This is a genomic window from Methanomicrobium antiquum (assembly GCF_029633915.1).
Lineage (GTDB): Archaea > Halobacteriota > Methanomicrobia > Methanomicrobiales > Methanomicrobiaceae > Methanomicrobium > Methanomicrobium antiquum.
Genome location: NZ_CP091092.1, coordinates 1,185,945 through 1,208,097, shown reverse-complemented (window position 1 = coordinate 1,208,097; position 22,153 = coordinate 1,185,945). Strand labels below are relative to the sequence as shown.

Annotated in this window: 26 protein-coding genes; 20 read left to right on the top strand and 6 right to left on the bottom strand. The window is 38.4% G+C overall.

Annotated features, from left to right (window positions below; genetic code table 11):
* Nucleotides 1-165: 165 nt before the first annotated feature.
* The 10 genes from L1994_RS06040 to L1994_RS05995 all read left to right on the top strand — a co-directional run bounded on the left by L1994_RS06040 (nucleotide 166) and on the right by L1994_RS05995 (nucleotide 8,341).
* The gene (locus L1994_RS06040) at nucleotides 166-492 is read left to right on the top strand and encodes a dihydroneopterin aldolase family protein (protein WP_278100777.1); all 327 of its coding nucleotides are present in this window, start codon (nucleotides 166-168) and stop codon (nucleotides 490-492) included.
* Nucleotides 489-1,313, top strand: a complete 825-nt coding sequence (locus tag L1994_RS06035) for a TatD family hydrolase (protein ID WP_278100776.1) — start codon at nucleotides 489-491, stop codon at nucleotides 1,311-1,313. Before L1994_RS06040 ends, L1994_RS06035 begins: the two co-directional genes overlap by 4 nt.
* Before the next feature lie 170 nt (nucleotides 1,314-1,483).
* Complete coding sequence (locus L1994_RS06030; protein WP_278100775.1) at nucleotides 1,484-1,771, top strand: DUF424 domain-containing protein; 288 nt, start codon at nucleotides 1,484-1,486, stop codon at nucleotides 1,769-1,771.
* A 24-nt stretch (nucleotides 1,772-1,795) separates the two neighbouring features.
* Nucleotides 1,796-2,839, top strand: coding sequence for a 60S ribosomal export protein NMD3 (locus L1994_RS06025; RefSeq protein ID WP_278100774.1), 1,044 nt, complete (start codon nucleotides 1,796-1,798; stop codon nucleotides 2,837-2,839).
* Nucleotides 2,840-3,047: 208 nt separating this feature from the next.
* A complete protein-coding gene (locus L1994_RS06020) occupies nucleotides 3,048-3,917 on the top strand; it encodes a class I SAM-dependent methyltransferase (RefSeq protein WP_278100773.1) in 870 nt (289 codons plus the stop codon).
* Complete coding sequence (coaBC, locus tag L1994_RS06015; protein WP_278100772.1) at nucleotides 3,914-5,059, top strand: bifunctional phosphopantothenoylcysteine decarboxylase/phosphopantothenate--cysteine ligase CoaBC; 1,146 nt, start codon at nucleotides 3,914-3,916, stop codon at nucleotides 5,057-5,059. The genes L1994_RS06020 and coaBC overlap by 4 nt, the downstream gene beginning before the upstream one ends.
* The gene (locus L1994_RS06010; protein ID WP_278100771.1) at nucleotides 5,041-5,901 is read left to right on the top strand and encodes a pantoate kinase; all 861 of its coding nucleotides are present in this window, start codon (nucleotides 5,041-5,043) and stop codon (nucleotides 5,899-5,901) included. The genes coaBC and L1994_RS06010 overlap by 19 nt, the downstream gene beginning before the upstream one ends.
* A 1-nt stretch (nucleotide 5,902) precedes the next feature.
* The gene (locus tag L1994_RS06005; protein WP_278100770.1) at nucleotides 5,903-6,664 is read left to right on the top strand and encodes a 4-phosphopantoate--beta-alanine ligase; all 762 of its coding nucleotides are present in this window, start codon (nucleotides 5,903-5,905) and stop codon (nucleotides 6,662-6,664) included.
* Nucleotides 6,636-7,634: an AAA family ATPase gene (locus L1994_RS06000; RefSeq protein WP_278100769.1), complete on the top strand. Its 999-nt coding sequence runs from the start codon at nucleotides 6,636-6,638 to the stop codon at nucleotides 7,632-7,634. Before L1994_RS06005 ends, L1994_RS06000 begins: the two co-directional genes overlap by 29 nt.
* The gene (locus L1994_RS05995) at nucleotides 7,631-8,341 is read left to right on the top strand and encodes a class I SAM-dependent methyltransferase (protein WP_278100811.1); all 711 of its coding nucleotides are present in this window, start codon (nucleotides 7,631-7,633) and stop codon (nucleotides 8,339-8,341) included. Before L1994_RS06000 ends, L1994_RS05995 begins: the two co-directional genes overlap by 4 nt.
* A gap of 209 nt (nucleotides 8,342-8,550) precedes the next feature.
* On the opposite strand, the gene L1994_RS05990 is transcribed toward L1994_RS05995, so the two are convergent.
* Nucleotides 8,551-9,879, bottom strand: a complete 1,329-nt coding sequence (locus L1994_RS05990; protein WP_278100768.1) for an AIR synthase-related protein — start codon at nucleotides 9,877-9,879, stop codon at nucleotides 8,551-8,553.
* Nucleotides 9,880-10,042: 163 nt separating this feature from the next.
* Here L1994_RS05990 and thiD point away from each other — a divergent pair, with 163 nt between their 5' ends.
* From thiD to L1994_RS05970, 4 genes are read left to right on the top strand one after another with little or no spacing between them, the layout of a single operon-like run.
* Nucleotides 10,043-10,879, top strand: coding sequence for a bifunctional hydroxymethylpyrimidine kinase/phosphomethylpyrimidine kinase (gene thiD / locus L1994_RS05985; protein ID WP_278100767.1), 837 nt, complete (start codon nucleotides 10,043-10,045; stop codon nucleotides 10,877-10,879).
* A gap of 13 nt (nucleotides 10,880-10,892) precedes the next feature.
* Nucleotides 10,893-11,360, top strand: coding sequence for an Lrp/AsnC family transcriptional regulator (locus tag L1994_RS05980; RefSeq protein ID WP_278100766.1), 468 nt, complete (start codon nucleotides 10,893-10,895; stop codon nucleotides 11,358-11,360).
* Nucleotides 11,350-11,628, top strand: a complete 279-nt coding sequence (locus tag L1994_RS05975) for a hypothetical protein (RefSeq protein ID WP_278100765.1) — start codon at nucleotides 11,350-11,352, stop codon at nucleotides 11,626-11,628. The genes L1994_RS05980 and L1994_RS05975 overlap by 11 nt, the downstream gene beginning before the upstream one ends.
* A gap of 6 nt (nucleotides 11,629-11,634) precedes the next feature.
* Nucleotides 11,635-12,072: a hypothetical protein gene (locus L1994_RS05970; protein WP_278100764.1), complete on the top strand. Its 438-nt coding sequence runs from the start codon at nucleotides 11,635-11,637 to the stop codon at nucleotides 12,070-12,072.
* Nucleotides 12,073-12,215: 143 nt separating this feature from the next.
* Here L1994_RS05970 and L1994_RS05965 read toward each other — a convergent pair whose 3' ends face one another.
* On the bottom strand, nucleotides 12,216-12,557 hold the full coding sequence (locus L1994_RS05965) for a hypothetical protein (protein WP_278100763.1): 342 nt from the start codon (nucleotides 12,555-12,557) through the stop codon (nucleotides 12,216-12,218).
* Nucleotides 12,558-13,085: 528 nt separating this feature from the next.
* On the opposite strand from L1994_RS05965, the gene L1994_RS05960 reads away from it, so the two are divergent.
* Nucleotides 13,086-13,499, top strand: coding sequence for a type IV pilin N-terminal domain-containing protein (locus L1994_RS05960; protein WP_278100762.1), 414 nt, complete (start codon nucleotides 13,086-13,088; stop codon nucleotides 13,497-13,499).
* A gap of 144 nt (nucleotides 13,500-13,643) precedes the next feature.
* Here the strand turns inward: L1994_RS05960 and L1994_RS05955 are convergent, their stop codons facing one another.
* From L1994_RS05955 to L1994_RS05940, 4 genes are read right to left on the bottom strand one after another with little or no spacing between them, the layout of a single operon-like run.
* On the bottom strand, nucleotides 13,644-14,285 hold the full coding sequence (locus tag L1994_RS05955) for a DUF447 domain-containing protein (RefSeq protein ID WP_278100761.1): 642 nt from the start codon (nucleotides 14,283-14,285) through the stop codon (nucleotides 13,644-13,646).
* Nucleotides 14,273-15,244 carry a triphosphoribosyl-dephospho-CoA synthase gene (locus L1994_RS05950; protein ID WP_278100760.1) on the bottom strand — a complete coding sequence of 324 codons (972 nt, stop codon included), beginning with the start codon at nucleotides 15,242-15,244 and terminating at the stop codon, nucleotides 14,273-14,275. Before L1994_RS05950 ends, L1994_RS05955 begins: the two co-directional genes overlap by 13 nt.
* Nucleotides 15,234-16,361: a methanogenesis marker 9 domain-containing protein gene (locus L1994_RS05945; protein ID WP_278100759.1), complete on the bottom strand. Its 1,128-nt coding sequence runs from the start codon at nucleotides 16,359-16,361 to the stop codon at nucleotides 15,234-15,236. The genes L1994_RS05950 and L1994_RS05945 overlap by 11 nt, the downstream gene beginning before the upstream one ends.
* Nucleotides 16,358-16,855, bottom strand: a complete 498-nt coding sequence (locus tag L1994_RS05940) for a Holliday junction resolvase (protein WP_278100758.1) — start codon at nucleotides 16,853-16,855, stop codon at nucleotides 16,358-16,360. The genes L1994_RS05945 and L1994_RS05940 overlap by 4 nt, the downstream gene beginning before the upstream one ends.
* 79 nt (nucleotides 16,856-16,934) lie before the next feature.
* Between L1994_RS05940 and cfbA the strand changes: the two genes are divergently transcribed.
* Genes cfbA through ilvE form a run of 5 tightly spaced genes read left to right on the top strand, consistent with a single transcriptional unit; the run spans nucleotide 16,935 to nucleotide 22,097 of the window.
* Nucleotides 16,935-17,339 carry a sirohydrochlorin nickelochelatase gene (gene cfbA, locus L1994_RS05935; RefSeq protein WP_278100757.1) on the top strand — a complete coding sequence of 135 codons (405 nt, stop codon included), beginning with the start codon at nucleotides 16,935-16,937 and terminating at the stop codon, nucleotides 17,337-17,339.
* A gap of 16 nt (nucleotides 17,340-17,355) precedes the next feature.
* The gene (locus L1994_RS05930; protein ID WP_278100756.1) at nucleotides 17,356-18,756 is read left to right on the top strand and encodes a coenzyme F430 synthase; all 1,401 of its coding nucleotides are present in this window, start codon (nucleotides 17,356-17,358) and stop codon (nucleotides 18,754-18,756) included.
* A gap of 6 nt (nucleotides 18,757-18,762) precedes the next feature.
* Nucleotides 18,763-19,827: a Ni-sirohydrochlorin a,c-diamide reductive cyclase catalytic subunit gene (gene cfbD, locus L1994_RS05925; protein ID WP_278100755.1), complete on the top strand. Its 1,065-nt coding sequence runs from the start codon at nucleotides 18,763-18,765 to the stop codon at nucleotides 19,825-19,827.
* On the top strand, nucleotides 19,824-21,200 hold the full coding sequence (cfbB, locus tag L1994_RS05920; RefSeq protein WP_278100754.1) for a Ni-sirohydrochlorin a,c-diamide synthase: 1,377 nt from the start codon (nucleotides 19,824-19,826) through the stop codon (nucleotides 21,198-21,200). The genes cfbD and cfbB overlap by 4 nt, the downstream gene beginning before the upstream one ends.
* A gap of 27 nt (nucleotides 21,201-21,227) precedes the next feature.
* Entirely contained in the window at nucleotides 21,228-22,097 is an 870-nt protein-coding gene (ilvE, locus tag L1994_RS05915; protein ID WP_278100753.1) for a branched-chain-amino-acid transaminase, read from the top strand.
* The last annotated feature ends 56 nt before the right edge of the window (nucleotides 22,098-22,153 follow it).

Genomic DNA, 22,153 nt, shown 5'->3' with positions numbered 1-22,153 from the left:
TCAGAAATATGGCGAAGAGTCTATTTTTTTTGTTTCATTTATTTTTCCGTTTCATTTTTTTTAGTTTTATCACTGTTGCATTCCAGTATAATGTCCTGAAATTATTTTAGATATAGAAGTCAGGATACCAAAACAAATAATCTATAACTCACAAATAATTTCTCTATGGATAGCAAGGCACAGGCAGTATTTGAGGCAGGAATAAAACTGGGCGCACTTTATCACCAGTTTGTTGGAACACCAATATCTCCCAAAACTGCACCTTTGGTAGAAAAGACAATAAAAGAAGCTGTAAGCCTCCAGCCTTATGTTAAAGAGATTACGGTTTTAATAAATACAGATTTGATGGTTTTGAATTCTTTTGGATATAGTGAGCTTTCCGGAAAGATGTTTGATGTTAAAATAACAACTCAGGTTGAAGATTCGGTCTGTGTTGCAGGTTTAAAACTTGAAAATGAATATCCTATGATGAAGATTCTGGAACTCAGATGATTTTAAAAGACCTTTTTGTAACCGATGATCATATTCACATAAATCCTGTCAGTGGACGGGGAGCAAAAGCCGTAAAAGACTTTATGAATGCAGGAGGAACTCATATGTTCTGCGTTACCCTTCCGTCATGGTCTTTTGGAATTGTTCCTTTGAAAGGTAGTGATTTTAGAGAAGTTTTTGACATAAATCTCAGGGCATCAGAGATTGCATACGAAACCGGAGTGCGTGCATTTCCAATAATGGGTGTTCATCCGGCAGAGCTTACAAAACTTTGTGAATTAATGCCTCTTTTTCGTGCTGAAGAGATATTAAAAGAAGGACTTACTATTGCTTCTGAATATGTAAAATCAAATAAAGCGGTGGCACTAAAGAGCGGAAGGCCACATTATCCTGTTTCTGATGAGATCCGGGATGCATCAAACCGGATTTTAAAGCATGCACTTTCTCTTTCAAAAGACCTTGACTGCGCACTTCAGATTCACGCTGAATCAGGCCCGTGCACAGATATTTATGAATTGGCAAAGGATATGAACATAAATCCATCAAGGGTTGTAAAGCATTTCGCAACGCCTGACACTCCTCTTATGCCATCTTTGATTGCAAAGCACGAGGATATACCAAAGCTTGCAAAAATGAAGCGTGAATTTACAATGGAGAGCGATTATATGGACGATCTCTCCCGTCCCGGTTCTGTAATCGGTCCAAAATCTGTTCCAAGATTTACAAGAAGAATGCTTGAATCAGAAGAAATTACTATAGAAGATGCATTCAGAATCCACAAAGATACTCCTGAGAAGGTTTATGGCGTTGAAATAGACTAAAATCCATGAAAAAATTATTGGATGAAACATTAATCCAAAAAATTAAATTTTATTTTCATAATAACGTGCATGAAAAATTAGTTTCATGGACCTTTTTTAAACACTTTTTTTAAACTTTTTTCTGCACAGACATACATTAGTATTATCTATGAAAGCCAATATTATAGGCAATGTACCTTAAGATTTACAGGATAGACGGGATAGAAAAAATTGTTGCTGCCTGTGATCAGGAACTTATCAATAAAACAATAAGCGAAGGCGATATTGAAATAACAGTCTCTGATAAATTCTATGGCACAGATATAGCAACCGAAGATGAGCTGATAGGTGCCTTAAACAGAGTAAACAACGCCAACCTCGTTGGTAAACGTGTTATTTCAATTGCGTCAAAATGTGGCGCGATATCAGAAGAGAACTGTTTGTACATAAATGGAATTCCCCATATACAGATTCTGTAAATTTTAATTAAAAATTTGATTGTTATGGATATAAAACAAAATATTTGTCCAAAATGCGGCGGTCCAAGCGAGGCGGGCCTTTGCAACATCTGCAAAGCAAAGGAGCTCTCCTGGGTAACATATGATAAACGTGTCCAGTGTATTCACTGCCCGACATGTGGATCATTAAAACAACAAAACACGTGGACTGACTGTCATCTTGAGAGAGAAAAATTAATTGAAGAGATTGCTTTAAACGCAATTCATATTCACGAAGATGTATGTGCTATAAGTATAGTCTTTCGTTCATATGATCCAAGTCCGAACAGAACATCAGTTAACGTAAATATTCAGGGAAAGCTCTATGGAGTTTTGGTTGAAGAGGACTGCAGAATACTTATTCTCTGGTCAAAAGAGCAGTGCGACAGATGCAGCCGCTATTCAGGCGGATATTATGCCGGAACAATTCAGCTAAGAGCAGATGGGCGAAAACCTGATGAGTTTGAAAAGGACAGGGCACTTGCTATTGCCCACCGGCATGAGGAGGAGGTCCAGGAGATGGGTGAGCGGCTTTCATTCATAACTGAAGTCCAGGAGAACAAGGATGGGGTGGATATTATCATCTCAAGTCATAATCTGGGCGAGGCTATCTCCAAAAGCATAACAAAAGAGCTTGGTGGGAAAATTACAAGACATCCAAAGCTTGCCGGTGAAAAAGACGGAAAGACAATTTACCGTATGACATATCTTGTGCGACTGCCAAGATACCAGAAAGGTGATGTTTTTGAAGAAAAAGACCGATATTATGAGATAAGAGGCATTGATTCAAATCTTATCAAATATTTTGACCTGCAGGATGCAGGCATCAAGAATACAAAGGATGAGCCTAAAGGAAGGTTTATTGGGAATGTAAGGGATTCTGAATCAGCATTTATAAGTTACATAACTGGAGATACGGCAGGTATTCTTGATCCTAAAACATACGAAACAAAAGAGTGTATCATATATCCCTGGATTGAGGCTGTAGAAGGCGAAAGTGTCCGTTTTTTGAGGGATAATGAAAAAGAAAGAATTGTCTTTATAGGATAATCTCTGAATGAGAGATAAATCTTTATTTATTATCATCTGACTGATTTTTCTTTTTAATAAACAGGAAAAATTACTTTGTGGTTTAAATGAAATTTTATCTGAAATATTTACATAAAACAATTACATAAAACAATTACATGAAATATCTGTTTCATTGAAATGTTTATAGAGAAATGTCTGTCATCTGATATACCGGGAGTTTGTTTCAATGCGCACGAGAGTTATGCCAAAAGAATGTTTGAAAAGCGTAACCAAAGAGGACTGGGTGGACATAAACAGGCGGCCTTATGTTAAGGGAGATACTGCATGGATTCCTGTAAAGGATGGCTTTTTTTTTGACTGCATACTGGATAAAAAAAAGGGCTACCTTGGGCGCGGTTATCATATGGCCGGTGATATCGCAATTTTTCATGGTGACGTTCCTGACAAGAAGGATTTGGATGAACTTATCCGCTGGGAAAACCCGTCGTGCATTCTTCATATCCACAGTTATGAGGGTGTCAGAAGAATTCCAAAGATAAATGTGCTTTATGGAAAACCCAAAGAAATTTGCTTAAAAGAGAACGGGTGTTTCTTTATCTTCGATCCGTCAAAAGTTATGTTTGCAATGGGAAACCGTGAGGAGAAGAGGCGGATTGCAGAAATTGTGAAAAAAGGGGAACGTATTGCAGATATGTTCGCCGGAATCGGATATTTTACAATTCCTGCCGCTGTTTCAGGAGCAGATATTCATGCAATGGAGATAAATCCGGATTCTTTTTTATTCCTTAAGAGAAACATTGAAAAAAACAGAGTTGAAGAGAATGTTATCTCTGAATGTGGAGACTGCAGGGATCTTTTGAAGGGGGAGTATGACAGGGCTTTTATGGGTCATTTTGAGTCATATTCTATGCTTCCGGATATTTTGTCACACATGAAAAGAAATTCAACTCTTCATGTCCATAGTATAAATGATATCTCTGCTAAAATATCAAAAGAATGTAAAATAGCAGGGTTTAAGCCGGATATTTCGTTACACAGAGTAAAAAAGTATGCACCTCATAAATGGCATGTTGTGCAGGATGTGGTTTTATTATGAGCGGTAATATGCAGACTTTAAAAGGTAAAAAAATTGTGCTTGCGGTAACAGGAAGTATTGCCGCTGTAGAGGATATTAAGCTTGCGAGAGCGCTTAGGAGAAAAGGGGCAGAGGTATATGGTGTAATGAGCAGTGCCGCGTGTGGAATAATAAATCCCGATGCTCTAACGTATGCATGCGACAATGAGACAATTACAAAGATTTCCGGAATGATTGAGCATGTGAAATTCTGCGGAATCGGAGGATTGGGAGATGTTTTGTTAATTGCGCCTGCAACAGCAAATACAATCTGTAAAATTGCCGGAGGAATTGATGACACACCGGTTACAACCTTTGCGACAACTGCTATTGGAAGGGGCATGCCTGTTGTGATTGCGCCGGCAATGCATGAGAGCATGTACCGCCATCCTGCTGTTACAGAGAGTATTGAAAAACTGAAACGATGGGGAATTGTTTTTGTAGATCCATATTTATCTGAGAATAAGGCAAAGTTTGCATCGAATGACGAGATTGTAGCCGCGGTTGAAAGAGAGGCAGGGGATAAGCCTCTTTTTGGAAAAAAAGTCCTGGTGACAGCCGGACCCTGCAGGGAAAAGATTGATGATGTGAGAATTATGACTTCGCGTTCATCAGGAAGAATGGGTGTTTTGACTGCACTTGAGGCATACAGGCTTGGAGCTTTTGTAACACTTGTTCACAGCGGGGATGATGTGCCTCTGGTTGAAAACATTAAAACTGAAAGTGCAGAGGATATGAGAGAAGCTGTTCTTTTTGCTATTAAATCTCAGAGATACGACTATTATATAAGTGCCGCGGCGGTTTCTGATTACAAACCCGATGCATCTGATGGAAAAATTCCAAGCGGAGAGGAGATCTGCATAAAATTAAATCCTCTTCCAAAGATTCTTGATGAAGTTCTTTTAAATTTCAGCGGCATTGTTGTGGCATTTAAACTTGGTGAGGATTCGGTTTTAAAAGCAGAAGATATGCTTAATCGCGGTGTTTTTATGGTAGCCGCAAATGCTCCTGAAACAATGGGTGCAAAGACGGGAAAATATATTTTATGCACAAAGGCGGAAAAAACCGAAATCAGCGGGGATAAGGAAGAGGTAGCAAAAGCGATATGGATGAAACTTCTTTAGCATTTTGTCCCGGGCATATATCCGGGTGGTTTAAAAAAACCGGGAGTGAAAACAGTTTTTCCGGGAGTATCGGCGGAGGGATTGTAATAAGTGAGGGTGTTTTTTCAGAAGCCATAAAAGCTGATGAAACTGTCATAAATGTTTGCAGAATTGACAGGACAGGGAATTTAATTTCTTGTGATGTCGGCTCTCCTCCGATTGAGTATGCACTTTTAAAATTAGGAATTTCTGCTCAAATCACAACTAAAACCATTCTTCCGGTTGGTGCGGGTTTTGGACTGAGTGCGGCCTCGCTTCTTTCATCAATAAAGGCTGTTAATGAACTTTACAGCCTTGATATCTGCGATGAGGAGATTGCACAAATTGCTTATGAAACCGAAATAAAATTCAAATCAGGTCTTGGAGATGTTTCGGCATGCACCGGCGGCGGATATATCTGCCGTAAAAGCCCGGGAATGGCCGGTGAGATTATCAGAAGGTATGATATGGACAAGACCATTTCTGCAATCAGTTTTGGTCCTCTGGCAACTGATAAGATTCTAAAAGACAAATATATAATGGAAAAAATATCATCTGCATATAATGAAATCTGTCCGGATACTCCTGAGGATTTCTTTAAGGCATCCCGTGAGTTTGCAGAGAGATCAGGCCTTGTATCAGAAAGGGTAAGAGAAGTTCTTAATGAATGCAGTTTAAGAGAAATTCCTGCTTCTATGACCATGCTTGGTGAAGGAGTGTTTGCCTACGGAGAAAAAGCTCCTGCAATCCTTTCAAAATTTGGAGAAGTATATCTGATGAAAATGTCAGATTCAGGTTTTTCATTCAGAAACAGAAGAGAGTAACATGATACCTAAAGATCATCCCCGTTATCACTCGCTTGTCAGAAGAGAAAATATTGCAAATGCGGCATTGGCCGGAATTGTTGCAATGGAGGGCGTTGGAGCTCATGGGAGAGGAGAAGCGTTTGACTATCTTATTGGTGAAAAGACTACAAAAAGCGCTGAATTAGCAGAAAAAACTGCCGCCGCTTTATTTTTAACTGCCAAAAAACCTGTTCTGTCAGTCAATGGAAACACAGCGGCACTTGCGGCGGATTTAATTAAGGATTTTCAGCAGGCAACAGGTGCACTTGTTGAGGTAAATTTATTTCACAGAACAGAAGAGAGGATTGAAAAAATTACAAGACTTCTGGAAGAAAAGGGAGTTTTGGTTCACAAGGGCGAGATTAAACGCCTTTTGCCTCTCTCACATGACAGGGCGCTTTGCAGTGTTGACGGGATTTACTCTTCAGATGTAATTTTGGTTCCATTAGAAGACGGCGACAGGTGCGAAGCTCTTGTCAGTATGGGAAAGACAGTAATTGCGATTGATTTAAATCCGCTTTCAAGAACTGCCAAAACTGCTTCGCTTACAATTGTTGATGAACTTACAAGAGCCCTTTTAACTATCACAAATGCCTGCAAAAGTCTCGGTGAAGATGAGATAAACAGACTGGCCTGTGATTTTTCAGATAAAAAAATACAGAATAAAGACATACTGGATAATGCGGTAAAAGACATTTTGGAGAATCTGTCAGATGCTTTGGATAGAAAAGTACAGGCCTGAAAAGTTTGAGGATATATACGGGCAAAAAGAGGTAATTAATCATATCCGCAGATTTGCCGAGGATAAAAACATACCTCATATGCTTTTTTTTGGCCCTCATGGAACAGGAAAGAGTGTTTCAATGGAATGCCTTGCAAGAGAGCTTTATAGTGAAGATTCAGGAATTAATTTAAGCATAATTCCGGCAGGAACACTATTTAATCAGGGCAGGGCATGGCTTGAGAGTGAGGAGAAATTCAGCCATTTATACCAGAAGGATGAGAGTGTAATCAACAATTTTAAGCATATTGTGAAATGGTATGCTTCTATGAAGCCGTTTGATGCTGATTTCAAGATTATTGTCTTTGAGGATGCAGGTGAACTTTCATTTGATGCACAGGCGGCTCTAAGGAGGATAATGGAGAGGTACAGTAGTACCTGCAGGTTTATTCTTATTTCAAGGCAACAGACTGCAATTATTCCTGCTATTGCATCAAGGTGCCTCCCGCTGTTCTTCGCGCCGGTTGAAACTTCAGATATTATTTTAATTTTAAAAGATATTCTTCAAAAAGAGGGTGTACTGCCCGGAGTTGTATCTGATGATGATCTTGAAATAATTGCTGAAATCTCAAAGGGCGACTGCAGAAAGGCCATTACATATCTTCAGATTACAGTTTTAAATGATGGTGTCCTTGATTCATCAGAAATTACCGGTTCTGAAACTACAGATATTTCGACATCGCTTTTTTCATCTCTTATGCGAAATGAATTAAGAAAGTCCTGTGAAATTGCTGAGATGCTCATGATAGATTACGGTCTGTCCGGAGATGAAGTAATAAAAGAACTCTCAAAAGCTGCAAGGCGCGAATATAATGATAAGCGCATTGCAATTGCTCTTTCAGATGCAGACTATAAGCTTTGCAGTGCAGGTAATGAATTTATCCAGATTAACGCACTGCTTGCAAGAATTATTGCGGAGGTATTTAACTGACTAAAGTTGCGACCCATTACGATCAGGTTGCTGATGTTTATGACAACCAGTATGATCAGAGACAGGGCAGAATATATTACGGCCATATATGTACAAATGTTTCAAAAAACCTTCCAAAAGGTGCAAAACTTCTTGACCTTGGTTGTGGCACCGGCCTTTTCATGCGTAATTATCTCAAAACCGGCGGTGAGGTAATTGGGATTGATATCAGTTCAGGTATGCTTAAAAAAGCTAAATTAAGAAATGATTCTGAGGTTGCTGTGGGAAATGCTGAAAAACTGCCATTTAGGGATGAGTCATTTGACTGCATTTCAAGCATTCTTGCATTTTCATACCTTCAGAATCCGGATTATATGCTTGAGGATGCATTTCGGGTGTTAAAGCCGGGCGGCGCAATTTCTCTTTGTACACTTGGGAGAAATATCTTTACGGCAATTGTTCCTGCGGCTTATAAGATAGGTGAGAAATTAAAGGTTTCAAGAGTTGGCTGTGGCAGTTTTGGTGAGCATTACTACTCAGAGGATGAATTATACGGGCTTTTTTCAGATGCAGGATTTGTTGACGTTTCTGTAGAGAGACGCTCTTTTGCCCATGTTGATTTAAAACCGCCTCTTTATTCGATAACCAAAAAAATTGAGCCTATTGTAGAGGACAAATTTCCCTATCTTGCTTTTAATATATGTGCCAGTGGAAAAAAGCCGGAATAATAAAACCTGTATAAAACCTGTATAAAAACGATATAAATATGATATAAATGTGGTATAAAACCCACATACAACAGAAATAAAGATCTATTAAATAAATTTTTTTGCTTTTACAAAAATTTTCATGAAAAAAAATGCCTCATGTAAAAGTATCATCTAAATCCCAACATGTTTTTCTCTAAAAGTATAGATTATTGATTAAAGTTATTTTGTTATGATAAATTCTTCTTTAAATGCTCAATTACCCGTATTTTCTTCTCTACTGCGGCATCGGCCGCGGCTTGCACACGCAATTTCATCTCTTCGAAGTTGAGTTCAGGTTTGTCTGCCACTTTTTTGACCGGAGTATATGCAGACTCCCTGAAAGCCGGAACAAAGTCTTTTAACTCTCCGTTAACAAGCAGTTTTGAATCAGAAGGACCTTCTGTGACATATCCTATTTTTTTCATTAAAACGCCTGCTTCTGAGACAACTTTAATAATATCTTCTGCCACATCAGGCGGTGCTACAACAAGGAGTGCATCAAGTGAAACTCCAAGGTAGTCAATCTCAAGTGCATCAAGCATTTTTAAGACCTCAGGCTCTACAAGACTTCTTAAGTTCTCCTCTTCGATTACTATGCGGCATTTTGCTGTTTCTGCCATCTCATAGACATCACCTCTAAGACCTCCGTTTGTGACATCTGTCATTGAGTGAATTTCGTTTAGGACATCACTTATCAAAAGCGCTTCGCATGCTTTTAAAAATGACAGATTGATTGTTTTTTCTACAACTTCGGAGAATCCTGAATAAATTGCAGCGGTTGCAATCGTTCCTCCGCCTGCACCTGTTGTCATTAGAAGAACATCGCCGGGTTTTGTTGATGATCTTTTCGTTAAATGATTTGCAACACCTACACAGCCGACACAGCCGGTCATCCGTTCTCCTATTACCATGTCGCCGCCGATCCTAAGAGTTGATCCTGAAACGAGCGGGATGTTCATCATATCACTTACAACGGAGATTCCTGCGGTATAATCAAATATCTTTGCGACATCTCCGTCATCTGCGACATGAATGTCAGATATGAGTGCAACAGGTTTAGCACCCATTACATATGCATCTCTTAGTGTAGCACGTGTTACATGAAACCCTGCAAGAAATGGAAAGTCTGAGAGCCTTGAGTGCATTCCGTCAACAGTTGTTATGATATATTGTCCGTTTGCTTCTACAACACCTGCGTCATCCATCTCGTCAACACCGACACTGGCATTGCTTTTGCCAATAATCTTTGGAAACTGGCGGTGGGCAAAAAAATCTCCTGTTCCTCTTGAGCCTACACCGAATTCTCCCATTCGCACACCTGATTTTTGATAATCAAAGTAGTCGCCTGTGTGTCCTGAAGAATTTTTGACCTCCAAAATTACAGCTTTTGCAAATTCGGATGCATATTCAGGAGTACATTTTTTTATTTCAAGTATATTTTCAACAAGCCGTTTTATTACAGCTTCTTCATCCGCACCTGTAGCAAGACCACGCCGTGCGAATTCTTCGACATCCATACATTATTGTTGCCTGTCATATACAAAAAAAGGTGCTGAATTTTGTTTGTAAATTTTTTTCATATTGTGTATTTTTTAATTTTTTATTTTCAAATTGTGATTTTTTTATATTGTAATATTTCTTTGATTAATTTCAACATGAATTAAGAAGATATGATGAGGTATGAATTTCTCACATATGCCCTGTGCATGCACTATTGCCGGTTCTGATTCGGGTGGAGGCGCAGGGATTCAGGCTGATTTGAAGACATTTGCGGCACTTGGTGTATGGGGATGTTCGGTTATAACCGCAGTTACGGCACAAAACCCCGAATCTGTTAAGGGTATATGGAATATGAACAACAGTGCTGTAGCCTGTCAGATGGAAGCAGTAATGGAAGATTTTAATATTTCAGCTTTTAAGTGCGGAATGCTTCCGTCATCTGATGTCATAAAAGTAGTATCTGATTGCCTCCCGGACGATGTGCCTTTTGTCCTTGATCCGGTGATTGTTTCAACGAGCGGAAAAGCTCTTTCGGATGACAGCGCATTTAATGCGTTAAAGAATTTTTTAGTTTCCAAATCTACGCTTATTACTCCTAATATCCCTGAATCATGTGCACTTTCAGGATTTGACAGAATCGAAGATACTGAGGATCTGATAGCGGCGGGAAAAATTATCCTTGATATGGGTGCCGGAAATGTTCTTTTAAAAGGCGGACATATGGGAGGTAAAGTCTCAGAAGACCTTTTATTGTCTGAATCAGGAATTATCAGATTTTCTGCTGAGAGGATGCCTTATGATGTTCATGGTTCGGGGTGTTCTCTTTCTTCAGCAGTGACAGCCGGACTTTCAAAGGGACTTTGCATTGAGGATGCATGCAGGGAGGCTAAAATATTTATCAATTCGGCTATAAAACATGCTTTTATTTCCAAAAGCGGGCGGCATAGCATAAATCCTCTTCCAATAAATCTATTTTTATCAAATAATAACAATTATATCCCAAAAAATCAGAATTAAGAAAACTGGTAAGATGTTGGATAAAGTTGATAATTCGATTTTGAGTGAACTTGCAAAAGACGGCAGAACGTCTATGGCAGAGTTGGGGAAGAAGCTTAATATTGCCCCCTCAACAGTTTTTAAGAGGATTGAAAAGTTAAGATCCAGTGGTATTATTCAGCGTTTTACAATTGTTGTTAATCCCGAATTTTTCAAGAATTCAATTATTGTTTTTTTGACAATCGCTGTTGATCCTCTTCAAAAACCTGATGTTGAGCACTATCTTTTAAGAATGGATCATGTGTTGGAAGTCTATGAAACTCTTGAACCAAGTGATTTTATAGCGAAAGTGCGTGTTCATGAGATTGCCGAGCTTAAATCTGATATTCTGATACCTTTAAGTGAGCTTTCAGGAGTCAGAGAGATAAAACCGATTTTGACTGTTAAGAAAGTAAAAGAGCAGTTTTGGAATATGGAGGAGTACGATTTACATGGATATTGAAGTTTTGCAGCACATTCTTGCTATAATTACTCTTGGACTTGGTGCGGCGCTTATAATTTATCTTTTTGATGCATACAAAACACTTAAGCAAAAAAGCCTGCTTCTTTTGATTTACGGTCTTTTTATTCTGATTATAGGTGTTGTTCTTCCGGATATTACAGGGATTTTAGCGGCAGATATATTCTGGCAGTTCTGGTCAGCGCTTTTCTCCCGACTTTTAATCATCATAGGAATATGCGTTATAATATATTCGATTGTAAGGGGGTAAGAGCTAATGGCTGATACCCGCTCCTTTGCACGAGACTGGCAGCTTTTAAAACTTTCGCGTGACTGGAAGCCTGCAGACAGGTCTGGAGAAATATTAAACCGGCTGATACAGGACCACGATACTTCTGTAATTCAAAAGATAGAAAAAATAGTTGCTGATATCGGGAAAAAGGATGCTGAGGAAATCTTAAGAAGAATGCACTCCATGATGGAGATGAGTACAATTCTTGAGGGTGTTTTGTTGGTTTCGGGTATGATTTACGAGACTGAGAAAGAAAATGGTATGAAAAAAATAATGATTAAAAAAGAGATGAAGAGTTGTTTTTCAGAAGGTATTTCAGATTCAGGAATAAGCGCTGTTTATGTTAAAAGTTTCATAGAAGCACTTGTGCCTGATATAGAAATTACTGATAAGGGAGATCATTTCACATTATTTATAAAGTAACCTTATAATTCAAAAATAAACTCCTATTTTTAAGTAAACTCTTAGTTAAAAAGAAACTTATATTTTTAAAGTATACTTATATTTTTTTGGATTTTAAATTCATTTGTTGTTATTTATTTGTTGTTATTTATTTGCTCTAAAAGTCAAAAATCAAGAAAATTAAGACTTAGGATCCTGTTATCGCCAATTGCTTCAAGTACTCTGTAAAGGGTTCTTTCACTAAATGATTCCAGATCAAATATTTCAAGAACTTCGTCCCTGTTAATCCATTCATGAGCTTTTTTAATACTGAAGTTCTTACTCAGTTTGTAACTAACAAGTGCTTTGACTAATTTGTTGATGTCAATTCCATTGCGCTTATGTTTTCCAATAATATCAGAGAAATTCAGGATGTTGTATAATCTATAAATTGCTGATATGGTACCAATAGGAAAGGATATATTTTCATTCGGCACAATTTCATAGGTTCTTAGTTTGGTCTGCATTTTGGTCAATTCAAACTTAACTAAGAACACACTTATTATTTTGCACTGGCAAAGTCAGGTTAGGATTTAAGATTAAAGCTTAGGACTTTCATTGTTTTTGGTGTGATGACCATTGGTAATATTTGGGTTTTCGGGCATGTTATGAAATTCAGAATTCCAAAACGATTTTTCATTCTTTCTATGTGATATCGTTGGCATCATGCAGGTTTTTAATGAGGTTTTATTATGAAAATCTCGTTGTGATTTACAAAAAAAGAATGATTTAGATGAAAAATTTCATCAGACATCTGTTTTTTTTATATTTTTGTAAAATCTCATTAATTATTTAGAAATTATTCAGCAATCTTTTATTTCTCGTGGGGGTGATTTTTGAAATAATATTTCGTGCAAATACATTATATTATCTGTATCAGTATATTTTCAAAATGACTCACAATGTATTTAAATATGAGAATGGGATATAATGATGTTAAACTTATTAGATTGCGTGGACCTTTTAGTGGTACACACGCATTTTAGGTGATTTAAATGAGATTTACAGAAAATGAAGAGGCAGTATCACCGGTTATCGGTGTTATCCTCATGGTCGCAATCACTGTTATTTTAGCAGCAGTAATTGCAGTATTTGTGTTTGGTCTTGCAGGCGATCTTGAAACAAGCGCACAGAAGGATGTTACAGTAAAAACAGGAACAAATGCAGATGGAAATGTCACATACACTGTCTTTGCCGGCGCAGATGTTAGTAAAATAACAGCAATTGAATGGACAAATGGAGTAGGATCTGAAGGTGACAACTCCACAGATGGTCCTTCAGGAACTCCTGCTGTAATTATAAAAGTAGGTGCATTTGGAACTACAACAGCTCCAAAAGCTGACGGACCTGTGACATTCACAGCAATATTTACTGACGGTTCATCACAGGTTGTAGCAACAACCAACTAAATTAAATAAATTTTTATTTTTAGCTTTTGCAATTTTAATCAGTATTTATCATAGCTATTATAACAAGTTCTAAATCAAGAAAATACATGAATTTAACATTTTTCTTCAAAAAACCAAACCCAATTCCTGTTTTAAAAAATTGTTTTACTGTTCAAGATATTCTTTCAAAAGAGAAACAGCCTCACGCTCCTTATCGCCGCCGCACTTCTTGGCAATTCCAATGTCATAATCTATAATTGCCTTTAACTCGGAAGAGTGGTTCATCACATAGCGTGTTGCATGAACAGTTGCATCTATTATGCAGTTAAAGCCGCGGTTTACAGGATGGAGCATAACATCAAAAACCATCTCAGTTAAGGGTGAGAGTTCAAAGATGCAGGACTCATGTGTTGCCGTTAAAAGCTCTGCCTTGAAAAGAATGCAGGCCTCGGCGTCTTTAAGCCTGAAAAAAGAAATATCCTCAAATGACTCTTTAACAAAAAAATCATCTGATAAATCCTCAAAGGCAGTCTTCACATACAAAACCGGATCAAATACAAAATTCGCCGTCAGCAATTTTGTCCCAAGCACATTCTCCAGAGTGTGCGACCCCCTGAAAAGAACTGTCTTCAAAGGCCCGCCGCGGCTGATAATTCCTATCGGAGCGGCATTTGGCCTGTAAACCATATTAGGATTGTCGGGAGAAGTGGCAGGAGAATTTTTTTCCGTGATTTTTTCAACCGAAAATGTCGTTGCAATAATCTCGTTTATGCCTTCTCCTAAAATATATTCGCCTAAATGTCCCATTTCCAGCCCTCAATAAGTGCGATAAATATTCCTGCGATAATAATATCAGCAGTCGAGCCCGGATTTATACCTTTTGAAAGACATATCCGGTCAAATTCTTCAACCGAAATTTCACCCGATAATACTTTACCTGCAGTTTTCATTGTCCACAAAGACGCATCAGCACCTAATTTTTTCGCAACAAAAGTATCTTCATTTTCTGCTAAAAGTTTCATGTAAGCATCAGAAATTGCGTTTTTTCCCCTGCCGGAGTTTAATAAAAAGTCTGCTGTTTTTCTTGTAAGTTTAAATCCTGATATCCACTCATTCGAAACCATATCGCATTTTGATGAATATTCCATAACATCATAAAGAGTCATTTTTTTCTCGCGAAGTATTTCAACCGATTTTGGATCAGAGACATCCATATCATCAGAATCATTCATACGAACACTTGTAAGCGAAAATGCCTGATAAAACAAAACTGCATCAAAAACAGATGTACTTTTAACCAACTCTGTTGCACCTGTGATTCCTCCTCCGGCTATTAAGGGAATCAGTAAAATAAAAGCTCCAAAATGGGTGTTTCCACCTGAGTGAGTATTTGTAAGAGAGACTGCCTCATATATAAGACTGCCAAGTCCTCCTTTTTTTTCATCCTCTGCAAGAGAGGGAATATTGAAAGAGGGAGCATTAATTGTATTATCGGTTTTAATATGAGGGGATTTTTCATCAACAGATCTGGTATAAGATACTGAATCTGAAAAAAATAATGAGTCAGAAGAAAAATTTTCAGAGTATTCGTAAAAATTTTCAGCCTTTTCAAATGCAGGTTTAACTAAAATTGCAGAAGCTAAAAAATGCTCAAGCCAGGTATCGTCATAATCATGACGTCTGTCAACATTACCAGGCTTAGTCTCTGCACAGACCTCAAGCATCATCGCAATCTGTGCAAGCTCACTAAGGCATTTATGCTTCATTTTTTTCATCAAATACTTTTTTCATGATCTCTTTGGAGAGATGGTGTTTAAGCCGCATATACTCTGAATGTGAAAGGCCCACACGCTTTAGCGACATGTCGCGAAACATACAGGGAGTCGAGCTCTTACAGCACCATGCAAGGCTTCCAAAGCATGTGCTGTCGCCGGATGCAAGCGGAGTATCTTTTACAAGTGAAAGTTTTAAGTCATTAAATTCCTTTGGAGACATGCCTATTCTTTTCAGAGCCGGAATTAAAGCACACTGCTTAACAGGCATACAGCAGAATGTAAGGCTTCGGATGTCTCCGCCGCGGCACAGCTGTTTTGGTGAATTGTACCAGCCGGACTCATCAGCATAATCTTCAATTGAGACAAAAAGACTCTCTAATGTCTTAGGATCTGAATTTCTCGCAAGCGAAATCATATCAGCGCCGTGAGAAAACATGTCCTTTACCTTATCATAGGTATCCATTGAATTATTGGCAATTATCATCAAAGGACAACTGTTTCTTATCTGACGGATTTTTTCATGCCCGAAATCCATCAAATCAACATGGATAATATCAGCGCCTGCCTTCCAGATAATACGTGATAATTCTGCATCATCGTCATTGACACCGGCACGTATTTTAACGGAGACTGTGGCACCTGCTTCCTTAAGCGCCCTTATTATATCTGATAAGGTGTCGGTGTTTTTCAATAGGTATTCTCCTGCACCGGCGTTTATCATAGGCTCCTGGCGGCAATGTGCATCTATTTCATATATTACGCTGTTTCCCAGTGCAGAATAAATACTTAAAAAAGCTTCAGGTTTTGTTCCGCGAAGATTAATGCCTGGTATAACATCGGTTCCTGTAAATTTTGAAACCTGTTTTTTTAATTCTTCTGCCGGATCGTCATATTTAAATTCCTGACGACCTTCTTCTTCCATCTTAATACTGGCATTCATAGAAGGCTCGTCTATTGAATATCCTCCTATAAATGCAATGCCGATATAGTCTTTTATAGACATTGCATAAGAGGCATCTGTTATACCTGCCATTGAAGCAAGGGCGATTGGTGTTTTTACTGTACGATTATTAATTCGTAGTTCGTACCTGGAATCTGAATCCATCATTCTTCCGTATCTGTTTGTAATAAACTATCTAATTCCTTTGGGTATAAATTTAAAAGCTCATACCCTCCTGAACATCTCTTAAGCTCGATACCTTTCTGGAAATCATCAAATGAGATTCCCGGTTTACTTTCACGTATTTTCATAATTTCAGACCAGGATAAAAGGTATGCCTGATTGGAACATCCTCGTCCTCCCTTAAATTCGACTGCTAAAAAACCTTTTCTGCCGGTTTTATTGGTAAAATCCCAAATGGCGTCAATCTGGTGGACATTATCCTTGTCCTGATGAAAATGCTGTGAAAAATAAATTTTTTTTCCTTTTATTGATTTACATTCTATTGCAAGATAATAGCGCGGATCAAGAGAGTCAACCAAAACATCCACATATTGTGTGTTGAATTTGGATTGTTTCAGTCTGTAAGCATATCCTTTTAGATTTTTGGTTTCAAAAAAATCATTAAGGCAGTGCACTATATCTCTTTCAAAATCACTCATTAGCCATTAATTATAACATTTTAAATGTCAAAAAAGAATCGGTAATTATTTTATTGATAATTGTTGTACATTGTATGATATGGCAAAGATTGGATTCTTACTTGTCGGTCACGGCAGTACAAAACCATACAACAAACAGCTTATTGAAAAAACTGCAAAGTTAATTTCAGAAAAGGAAAGCGGTTATATTGTTAGATGCGGATTTATGGAGAACAGCACCCCTTCAATTCCGGAAATTCTTGAAGAGTTCAAAAAAGATGAACTTGAATCAATGGTTGTAGTTCCTCTGTTCCTTGCAAGAGGTGTTCATATTGATGTTGATATCCCGGGCATTCTTGGAATTGAGGAAGGCGGGCATAAAGGAACATTTGAAGCCAAAAACGGAACTGTCCCTCTTGTGTTTGCAAACCCGATTGGCGACAACCCTATGCTTGCCGATTTGATGATTGCCAGCGCAAAGCAGGCATTTGATGAATATCTCTGATTAAATTATCTTTTTTATGTACATACTGGTGCTTGACGCAATTCACGGCGGATTAGAGATTGCACATCACCTTGAAATTTTAGGCCATAAGTGTGATGTGGTTGACATTTACAGGCATGAATGTGGAATTTCAGTAGAAACTGCAAAAAAAAATGCCCAAAATAAAATTTATGATCTGATTATAGCACCGGTTCACACTTCTCCTGATTATACTCTTTTAAACTGTTCAAATACTCCTGTAATTTCCCATCATAAAGCTGTAGGAATGATTATTGATGGCTCATTTTGTGGAGGTTTTGAATATAAAAACAACAAAAAGGCTATTGAAAAAATCCCTGATAGCGAATGTAAGAATAAAATTTTAGGCAGAAAACCGCATCTTAGCATTGAAATAACAGGCGCAAGGGGAAAGACTACAACTGCATTTGCACTTACATATGTATTGCCCAAAAAAGGCATTCTTCATACATCAAAAGGAACAGTAAAAATTCCTGAGGATGAAATTTTATACAAAAAAAGCATCACTCCGGCATCAGCAATAAACCCGGCACTTCTTGCCTTTAATGAAGAAAGGTGGCTTGTTTGTGAAGAATCACTTGGAGTCTCCGGATTTTCAGATATCTGCATATTGACATCTTCTGAGGATTATCCGATTGCCGGCAAAAAGAAAAGTGCTCTTGATGAAAAGATTAAATCACTAAAGAAGTGCAGAAAGGTTCTTTTAGCCCCGGGTGTTTCCAAAACCGTGAAATCCTGTATGAAAAATGCTGTTTCTGCTGAGGATTTTGTAAGTCTTGATGGAGATAAATGTTCATATTCATACTATGACGAAGATGGGATTAATATCAAGGGCTCCTTTTCAAATCCGCTTTTATTGGTTGAAGGTTATAAAGAGGCTTTGATTACTGCCGCGGCTTTAGGGTGCATTCTTGGAAAAAACCCTGCCCGTCTTTTTAATTTCATTCCGGTCGAGGGCAGAATGTCTGTTTCAAAAGATGGACAAAGGCTTATAATTGACAATTCTAACAGCGGCGCAAACAAAATGACTGCAGTTATGGCGGCTCTTCATGCCCGTAAATTATCCGGAAAAAAGTCAAATCAAATATCAGATAAAATATCGGATGATAAATCAGATGAGAAATCAAAAAAATTAGAACTGACACTTGTCATAGGAATAGAAGCTGAAAATATCTGTGAAGGATTTAGTTTGGACGATGTGGCTTTTGCAATAAATGAGATAAAACCACAATGTGCAATAATTGTTGGAGATTCTCTAAAAGATATAAATGATAAAAATTTCAGCGATATTCCCATTTATTTTGAAAAAGACTTAAAATCCGGGAAAAAAAAAGCTATTGATGTAACAGAGGACTCTGACTTAAACAGCATAGTTCTTTGTGTTAAAACATGGAGGTAATAAGATATGGAATATATTCAGCCGCGACCAAGCTCCATTGTTGCAGGTCTTTATACAGTAAGAGACCTTGGTGTTGAGGTCGCAATCCTGCACGGACCGTCAGGATGCTCTTTTAAGCATGCAAGACTTCTTGAAGAGGACGGATTACGAGTCCTTACAACATCGCTTGGTGATAATGAGTTTATCTTCGGCGGACAGGCTGTTTTGGAAAAAGTTTTGAAATATGCTGAAGAGGAGTTTAAACCAAAGAGAATGGCTGTTGTCGGAACATGTGTTTCGATGATTATCGGTGAGGATATGGAAGCGGCAATTGAGGATTCGGGAATTAAAACACCGACAATTGCAGTTGATATTCATGCAGGATTTAGGGAAAACATTGACGGTGTTATAGCCGCATTAAAACCCGCGGCTGATGCGGGCTGGATAAGTGAAACCGAACTGGACAGGCAAAAAGAGCTTCTTTCTGCCGCAAATATGGTTGAGCGGCTAAGGGGCGCCGCATACAAACCCTATGTACAGCCGCAAAGAGGTGATCTAAAACACCTTGTTGCAAAAAGGCTTGTTGAATGTATAAAATCCGGACAAAAGGGCATTGCTATAATGAATGCAAAAAAAGAGACTGCCTATATGTTTGCAGATGCTCTGACAGCGCTTAAAGAGACCTGCCCTGACGCTGATATAAAATATATTGCAAATCTTTCTGACAGAGGGTTGTTAAAGGTCAGGAGAGATGCCAAAAACATTGCTGATGGGTTAAAAAACGCCGGAGTGGATGCTTTGTATATTGGTGCTCTTGATGAATACGGTGCAAACGGAGAAAGGCTTGGTGAAGCAATAAAAGAATTAAAGCCTGACTTTGCACTTATAGCAGGTGTTCCTCATGCAATTCCGCCGGAGTATTTAAAAGGAATTGAGGTATTTTCGGTTACAAATGGTCCCCGGCAGGTTGAACCTTTAAAGGAATTCGGGCATACCCATGTTGTTGTTGAAGTGGATCTTCATCCAAAAACACTTGGTGTCAAAAAGATAGTTCCAAGTGAATTTGGTGATGTTCTTAGGAGTTTTAAATGAAAAGTCTTCTGATATCTGGTGACAGATCAGGAAGCGGAAAAACAAGTATTACTCTGGGAATATGTGCCGCTCTATCACGTGATAATGTTGTCCAGCCTTTTAAGGTTGCAATGGACTATATTGATCCTTCTTATTTAACAGGCGTTACCGGGAGGATGTGCAGAAACTTAGATAGTTTTGTAATGACACCTGAACAGATCTTATGCTCTTATCAGAATGCCTGTATTGGCGCTGATATTGCAGTTATAGAGGGAGTAAGGGGACTTTATGAGGGTTCTGATGCAATCCTGGATACAGGTTCGACTGCAAGTGTTTCCAAGATGCTTGATCAGAATGTGATTTTAGTAGTAAATGCCCAGAGCATTACAAGAAGTGCCGCCGCAATTGTCAAAGGATTTTGTGCATTTGACCCTGATGTTAAGATTAAAGGTATTATTTTAAACCAGATTATAAGTGAAAAACACAAAGAAAAGGCAAAAACTGCAATTGAGACAACAACCGGTATTCCTGTTATAGGCGCAATTCCGCGAAGTGAAGAGATGAAGCTTACTATGCGCCATCTTGGTCTTGTGCCGTTTCTTGAGGGAAAAAATGATGCTGAATTTTTAAGCCGTGTTAATAAAGTTGCAGAAATAATTGAGCGGAATATCGATATGGATGCTCTGCTGGAGCTTTCAAAAGAAGAGTCTGTGCCTTTAAATAAGCCTTTAATGTTTGAAAAAAAGAGTGCTTCTGATGTAAAAATCGGAATTGCCGTTGATGAGGCATTTAATTTTTATTATAACGACCTCTTTGAGATTCTCCCCGCGCTTGGGGCTGAAGTGGTAAGGTTCAGCCCTGTCCATGACAGACTGCCTGATGCTGACGGATATATCTTCGGCGGCGGCTATCCTGAGATGTTTGCAGACGCTTTAGAGAAAAATACATTGATGCGTGACGCGGTTGTTGAGGTTTCAGAAAACAATGTGCCGATATATGCAGAATGCGGAGGCCTTATTTATCTCACAAAAAAACTGACTCTTAAAAAGGGCTGGAACAATCTGGAGTCAGATGTCAGTTATGAGATGGCCGGCGTTTTTGACGGGGAGACAAGAATGCCAACACGTCGTGTCATCGGATATGTTAAGGGAGAGTCGGATTCAAAGTGCCCGCTTGGCAAATCTTCGTTTTCAGGGCATGAATTTCATCACACTGATGTAATTCTTCCCTCTGACACTCATTTTTCATACAGGCTCTCACGCGGGCTTGGCATACGTGAGAATCTTGACGGGGCGCTTAAAAATAAAACACTTGCATCATACACACACTTACATCCGACAGCATCGTTTGAGATGATCAAAAACTTTGTAACCGGTTGCAGAAGCAAAAATTAGTTATCTTTAAGAGATAACATAAATTTCATGATAATTTATATGGACGGTGAATACCTTCCAAAGGAAGAGGCGAAGGTATCTGTTTTTGATCACGGTCTTTTGTATGGAGACGGTGTTTTTGAGGGAATAAGAGCATATAACGGAAGAGTTTTCAGATTAAACGAACATTTAGACAGACTCTATGATTCTGCAAAGACAATTGATTTGGATATTGGGATGACCAAATCCGCGATGGAAGAGGTTGTTTTGGAGACTCTGAGACGTAATGAACTTAAAGATGCATATATAAGACTTGTTGTCACAAGAGGTGTGGGAGACCTCGGACTTGATCCACGAAAGTGTCAGAAACCAACAATATTCGTAATTGCGACCGGTTGGGGAGCAATGTATGGAGATCTTTATGAGAAAGGTCTTAAGGCAATTACAGTTTCTGTCAGGCGAAATCCTGCTGATGCACTGCCGCCAAATGTAAAAAGCCTGAATTATTTAAATAACATTCTTGCAAAGATTGAGGCAAACTACAAGGGTGGGGATGAGGCAATCTTTTTTGATACAAACGGGTATATCGCAGAAGGTTCAGGAGATAATATCTTCATCGTTAAAAACGGCGTTATTCTGACTCCGCATACTTTAAACAATTTAAGAGGCATTACAAGGCTTGTTCTTTTGGAAGTTGCTGCAGAACTTGGGATACCTGTTCGTGAACAAAACCTTGGGTACTTTGATTTATACTCAGCTGATGAGGTTTTGGTAAGCGGTTCTGCGGCTGAGATAGCACCTGTTACTTTAATTGACGGAAGAAAAATAGGTACTGGAAAGCCGGGTCCTGTTGCATCCCAGCTTATTGCCGCATTCCAGACAAAGACTCAGAATGAAGGCAAAGAAATTTATAAGTGAAAAAATCCTTTATCTGTGGATATTATTCACAGGAAATTTTACATGAAAGTTACTTC

Coding starts and splice junctions, on each gene's coding strand:
- L1994_RS06030 (WP_278100775.1), top strand. CDS start 1,484: ATGTACCTTAAGATTTACAGGATAGACGGGATAGAAAAAATTGTTGCT.
- L1994_RS05980 (WP_278100766.1), top strand. CDS start 10,893: ATGTTGGATAAAGTTGATAATTCGATTTTGAGTGAACTTGCAAAAGAC.
- L1994_RS06020 (WP_278100773.1), top strand. CDS start 3,048: ATGCGCACGAGAGTTATGCCAAAAGAATGTTTGAAAAGCGTAACCAAA.
- L1994_RS05950 (WP_278100760.1), bottom strand. CDS start 15,244: ATGAAGCATAAATGCCTTAGTGAGCTTGCACAGATTGCGATGATGCTT.
- coaBC (WP_278100772.1), top strand. CDS start 3,914: ATGAGCGGTAATATGCAGACTTTAAAAGGTAAAAAAATTGTGCTTGCG.
- cfbA (WP_278100757.1), top strand. CDS start 16,935: ATGGCAAAGATTGGATTCTTACTTGTCGGTCACGGCAGTACAAAACCA.
- L1994_RS05990 (WP_278100768.1), bottom strand. CDS start 9,879: ATGGATGTCGAAGAATTCGCACGGCGTGGTCTTGCTACAGGTGCGGAT.
- ilvE (WP_278100753.1), top strand. CDS start 21,228: ATGATAATTTATATGGACGGTGAATACCTTCCAAAGGAAGAGGCGAAG.
- cfbD (WP_278100755.1), top strand. CDS start 18,763: ATGGAATATATTCAGCCGCGACCAAGCTCCATTGTTGCAGGTCTTTAT.
- L1994_RS05945 (WP_278100759.1), bottom strand. CDS start 16,361: ATGATGGATTCAGATTCCAGGTACGAACTACGAATTAATAATCGTACA.
- L1994_RS06025 (WP_278100774.1), top strand. CDS start 1,796: ATGGATATAAAACAAAATATTTGTCCAAAATGCGGCGGTCCAAGCGAG.
- L1994_RS06010 (WP_278100771.1), top strand. CDS start 5,041: ATGGATGAAACTTCTTTAGCATTTTGTCCCGGGCATATATCCGGGTGG.
- cfbB (WP_278100754.1), top strand. CDS start 19,824: ATGAAAAGTCTTCTGATATCTGGTGACAGATCAGGAAGCGGAAAAACA.
- L1994_RS05975 (WP_278100765.1), top strand. CDS start 11,350: ATGGATATTGAAGTTTTGCAGCACATTCTTGCTATAATTACTCTTGGA.
- thiD (WP_278100767.1), top strand. CDS start 10,043: ATGAATTTCTCACATATGCCCTGTGCATGCACTATTGCCGGTTCTGAT.
- L1994_RS06000 (WP_278100769.1), top strand. CDS start 6,636: ATGCTTTGGATAGAAAAGTACAGGCCTGAAAAGTTTGAGGATATATAC.
- L1994_RS05960 (WP_278100762.1), top strand. CDS start 13,086: ATGAGATTTACAGAAAATGAAGAGGCAGTATCACCGGTTATCGGTGTT.
- L1994_RS05965 (WP_278100763.1), bottom strand. CDS start 12,557: ATGCAGACCAAACTAAGAACCTATGAAATTGTGCCGAATGAAAATATA.
- L1994_RS05930 (WP_278100756.1), top strand. CDS start 17,356: ATGTACATACTGGTGCTTGACGCAATTCACGGCGGATTAGAGATTGCA.
- L1994_RS06035 (WP_278100776.1), top strand. CDS start 489: ATGATTTTAAAAGACCTTTTTGTAACCGATGATCATATTCACATAAAT.
- L1994_RS05940 (WP_278100758.1), bottom strand. CDS start 16,855: ATGAGTGATTTTGAAAGAGATATAGTGCACTGCCTTAATGATTTTTTT.
- L1994_RS06040 (WP_278100777.1), top strand. CDS start 166: ATGGATAGCAAGGCACAGGCAGTATTTGAGGCAGGAATAAAACTGGGC.
- L1994_RS05955 (WP_278100761.1), bottom strand. CDS start 14,285: ATGGGACATTTAGGCGAATATATTTTAGGAGAAGGCATAAACGAGATT.
- L1994_RS05970 (WP_278100764.1), top strand. CDS start 11,635: ATGGCTGATACCCGCTCCTTTGCACGAGACTGGCAGCTTTTAAAACTT.
- L1994_RS06005 (WP_278100770.1), top strand. CDS start 5,903: ATGATACCTAAAGATCATCCCCGTTATCACTCGCTTGTCAGAAGAGAA.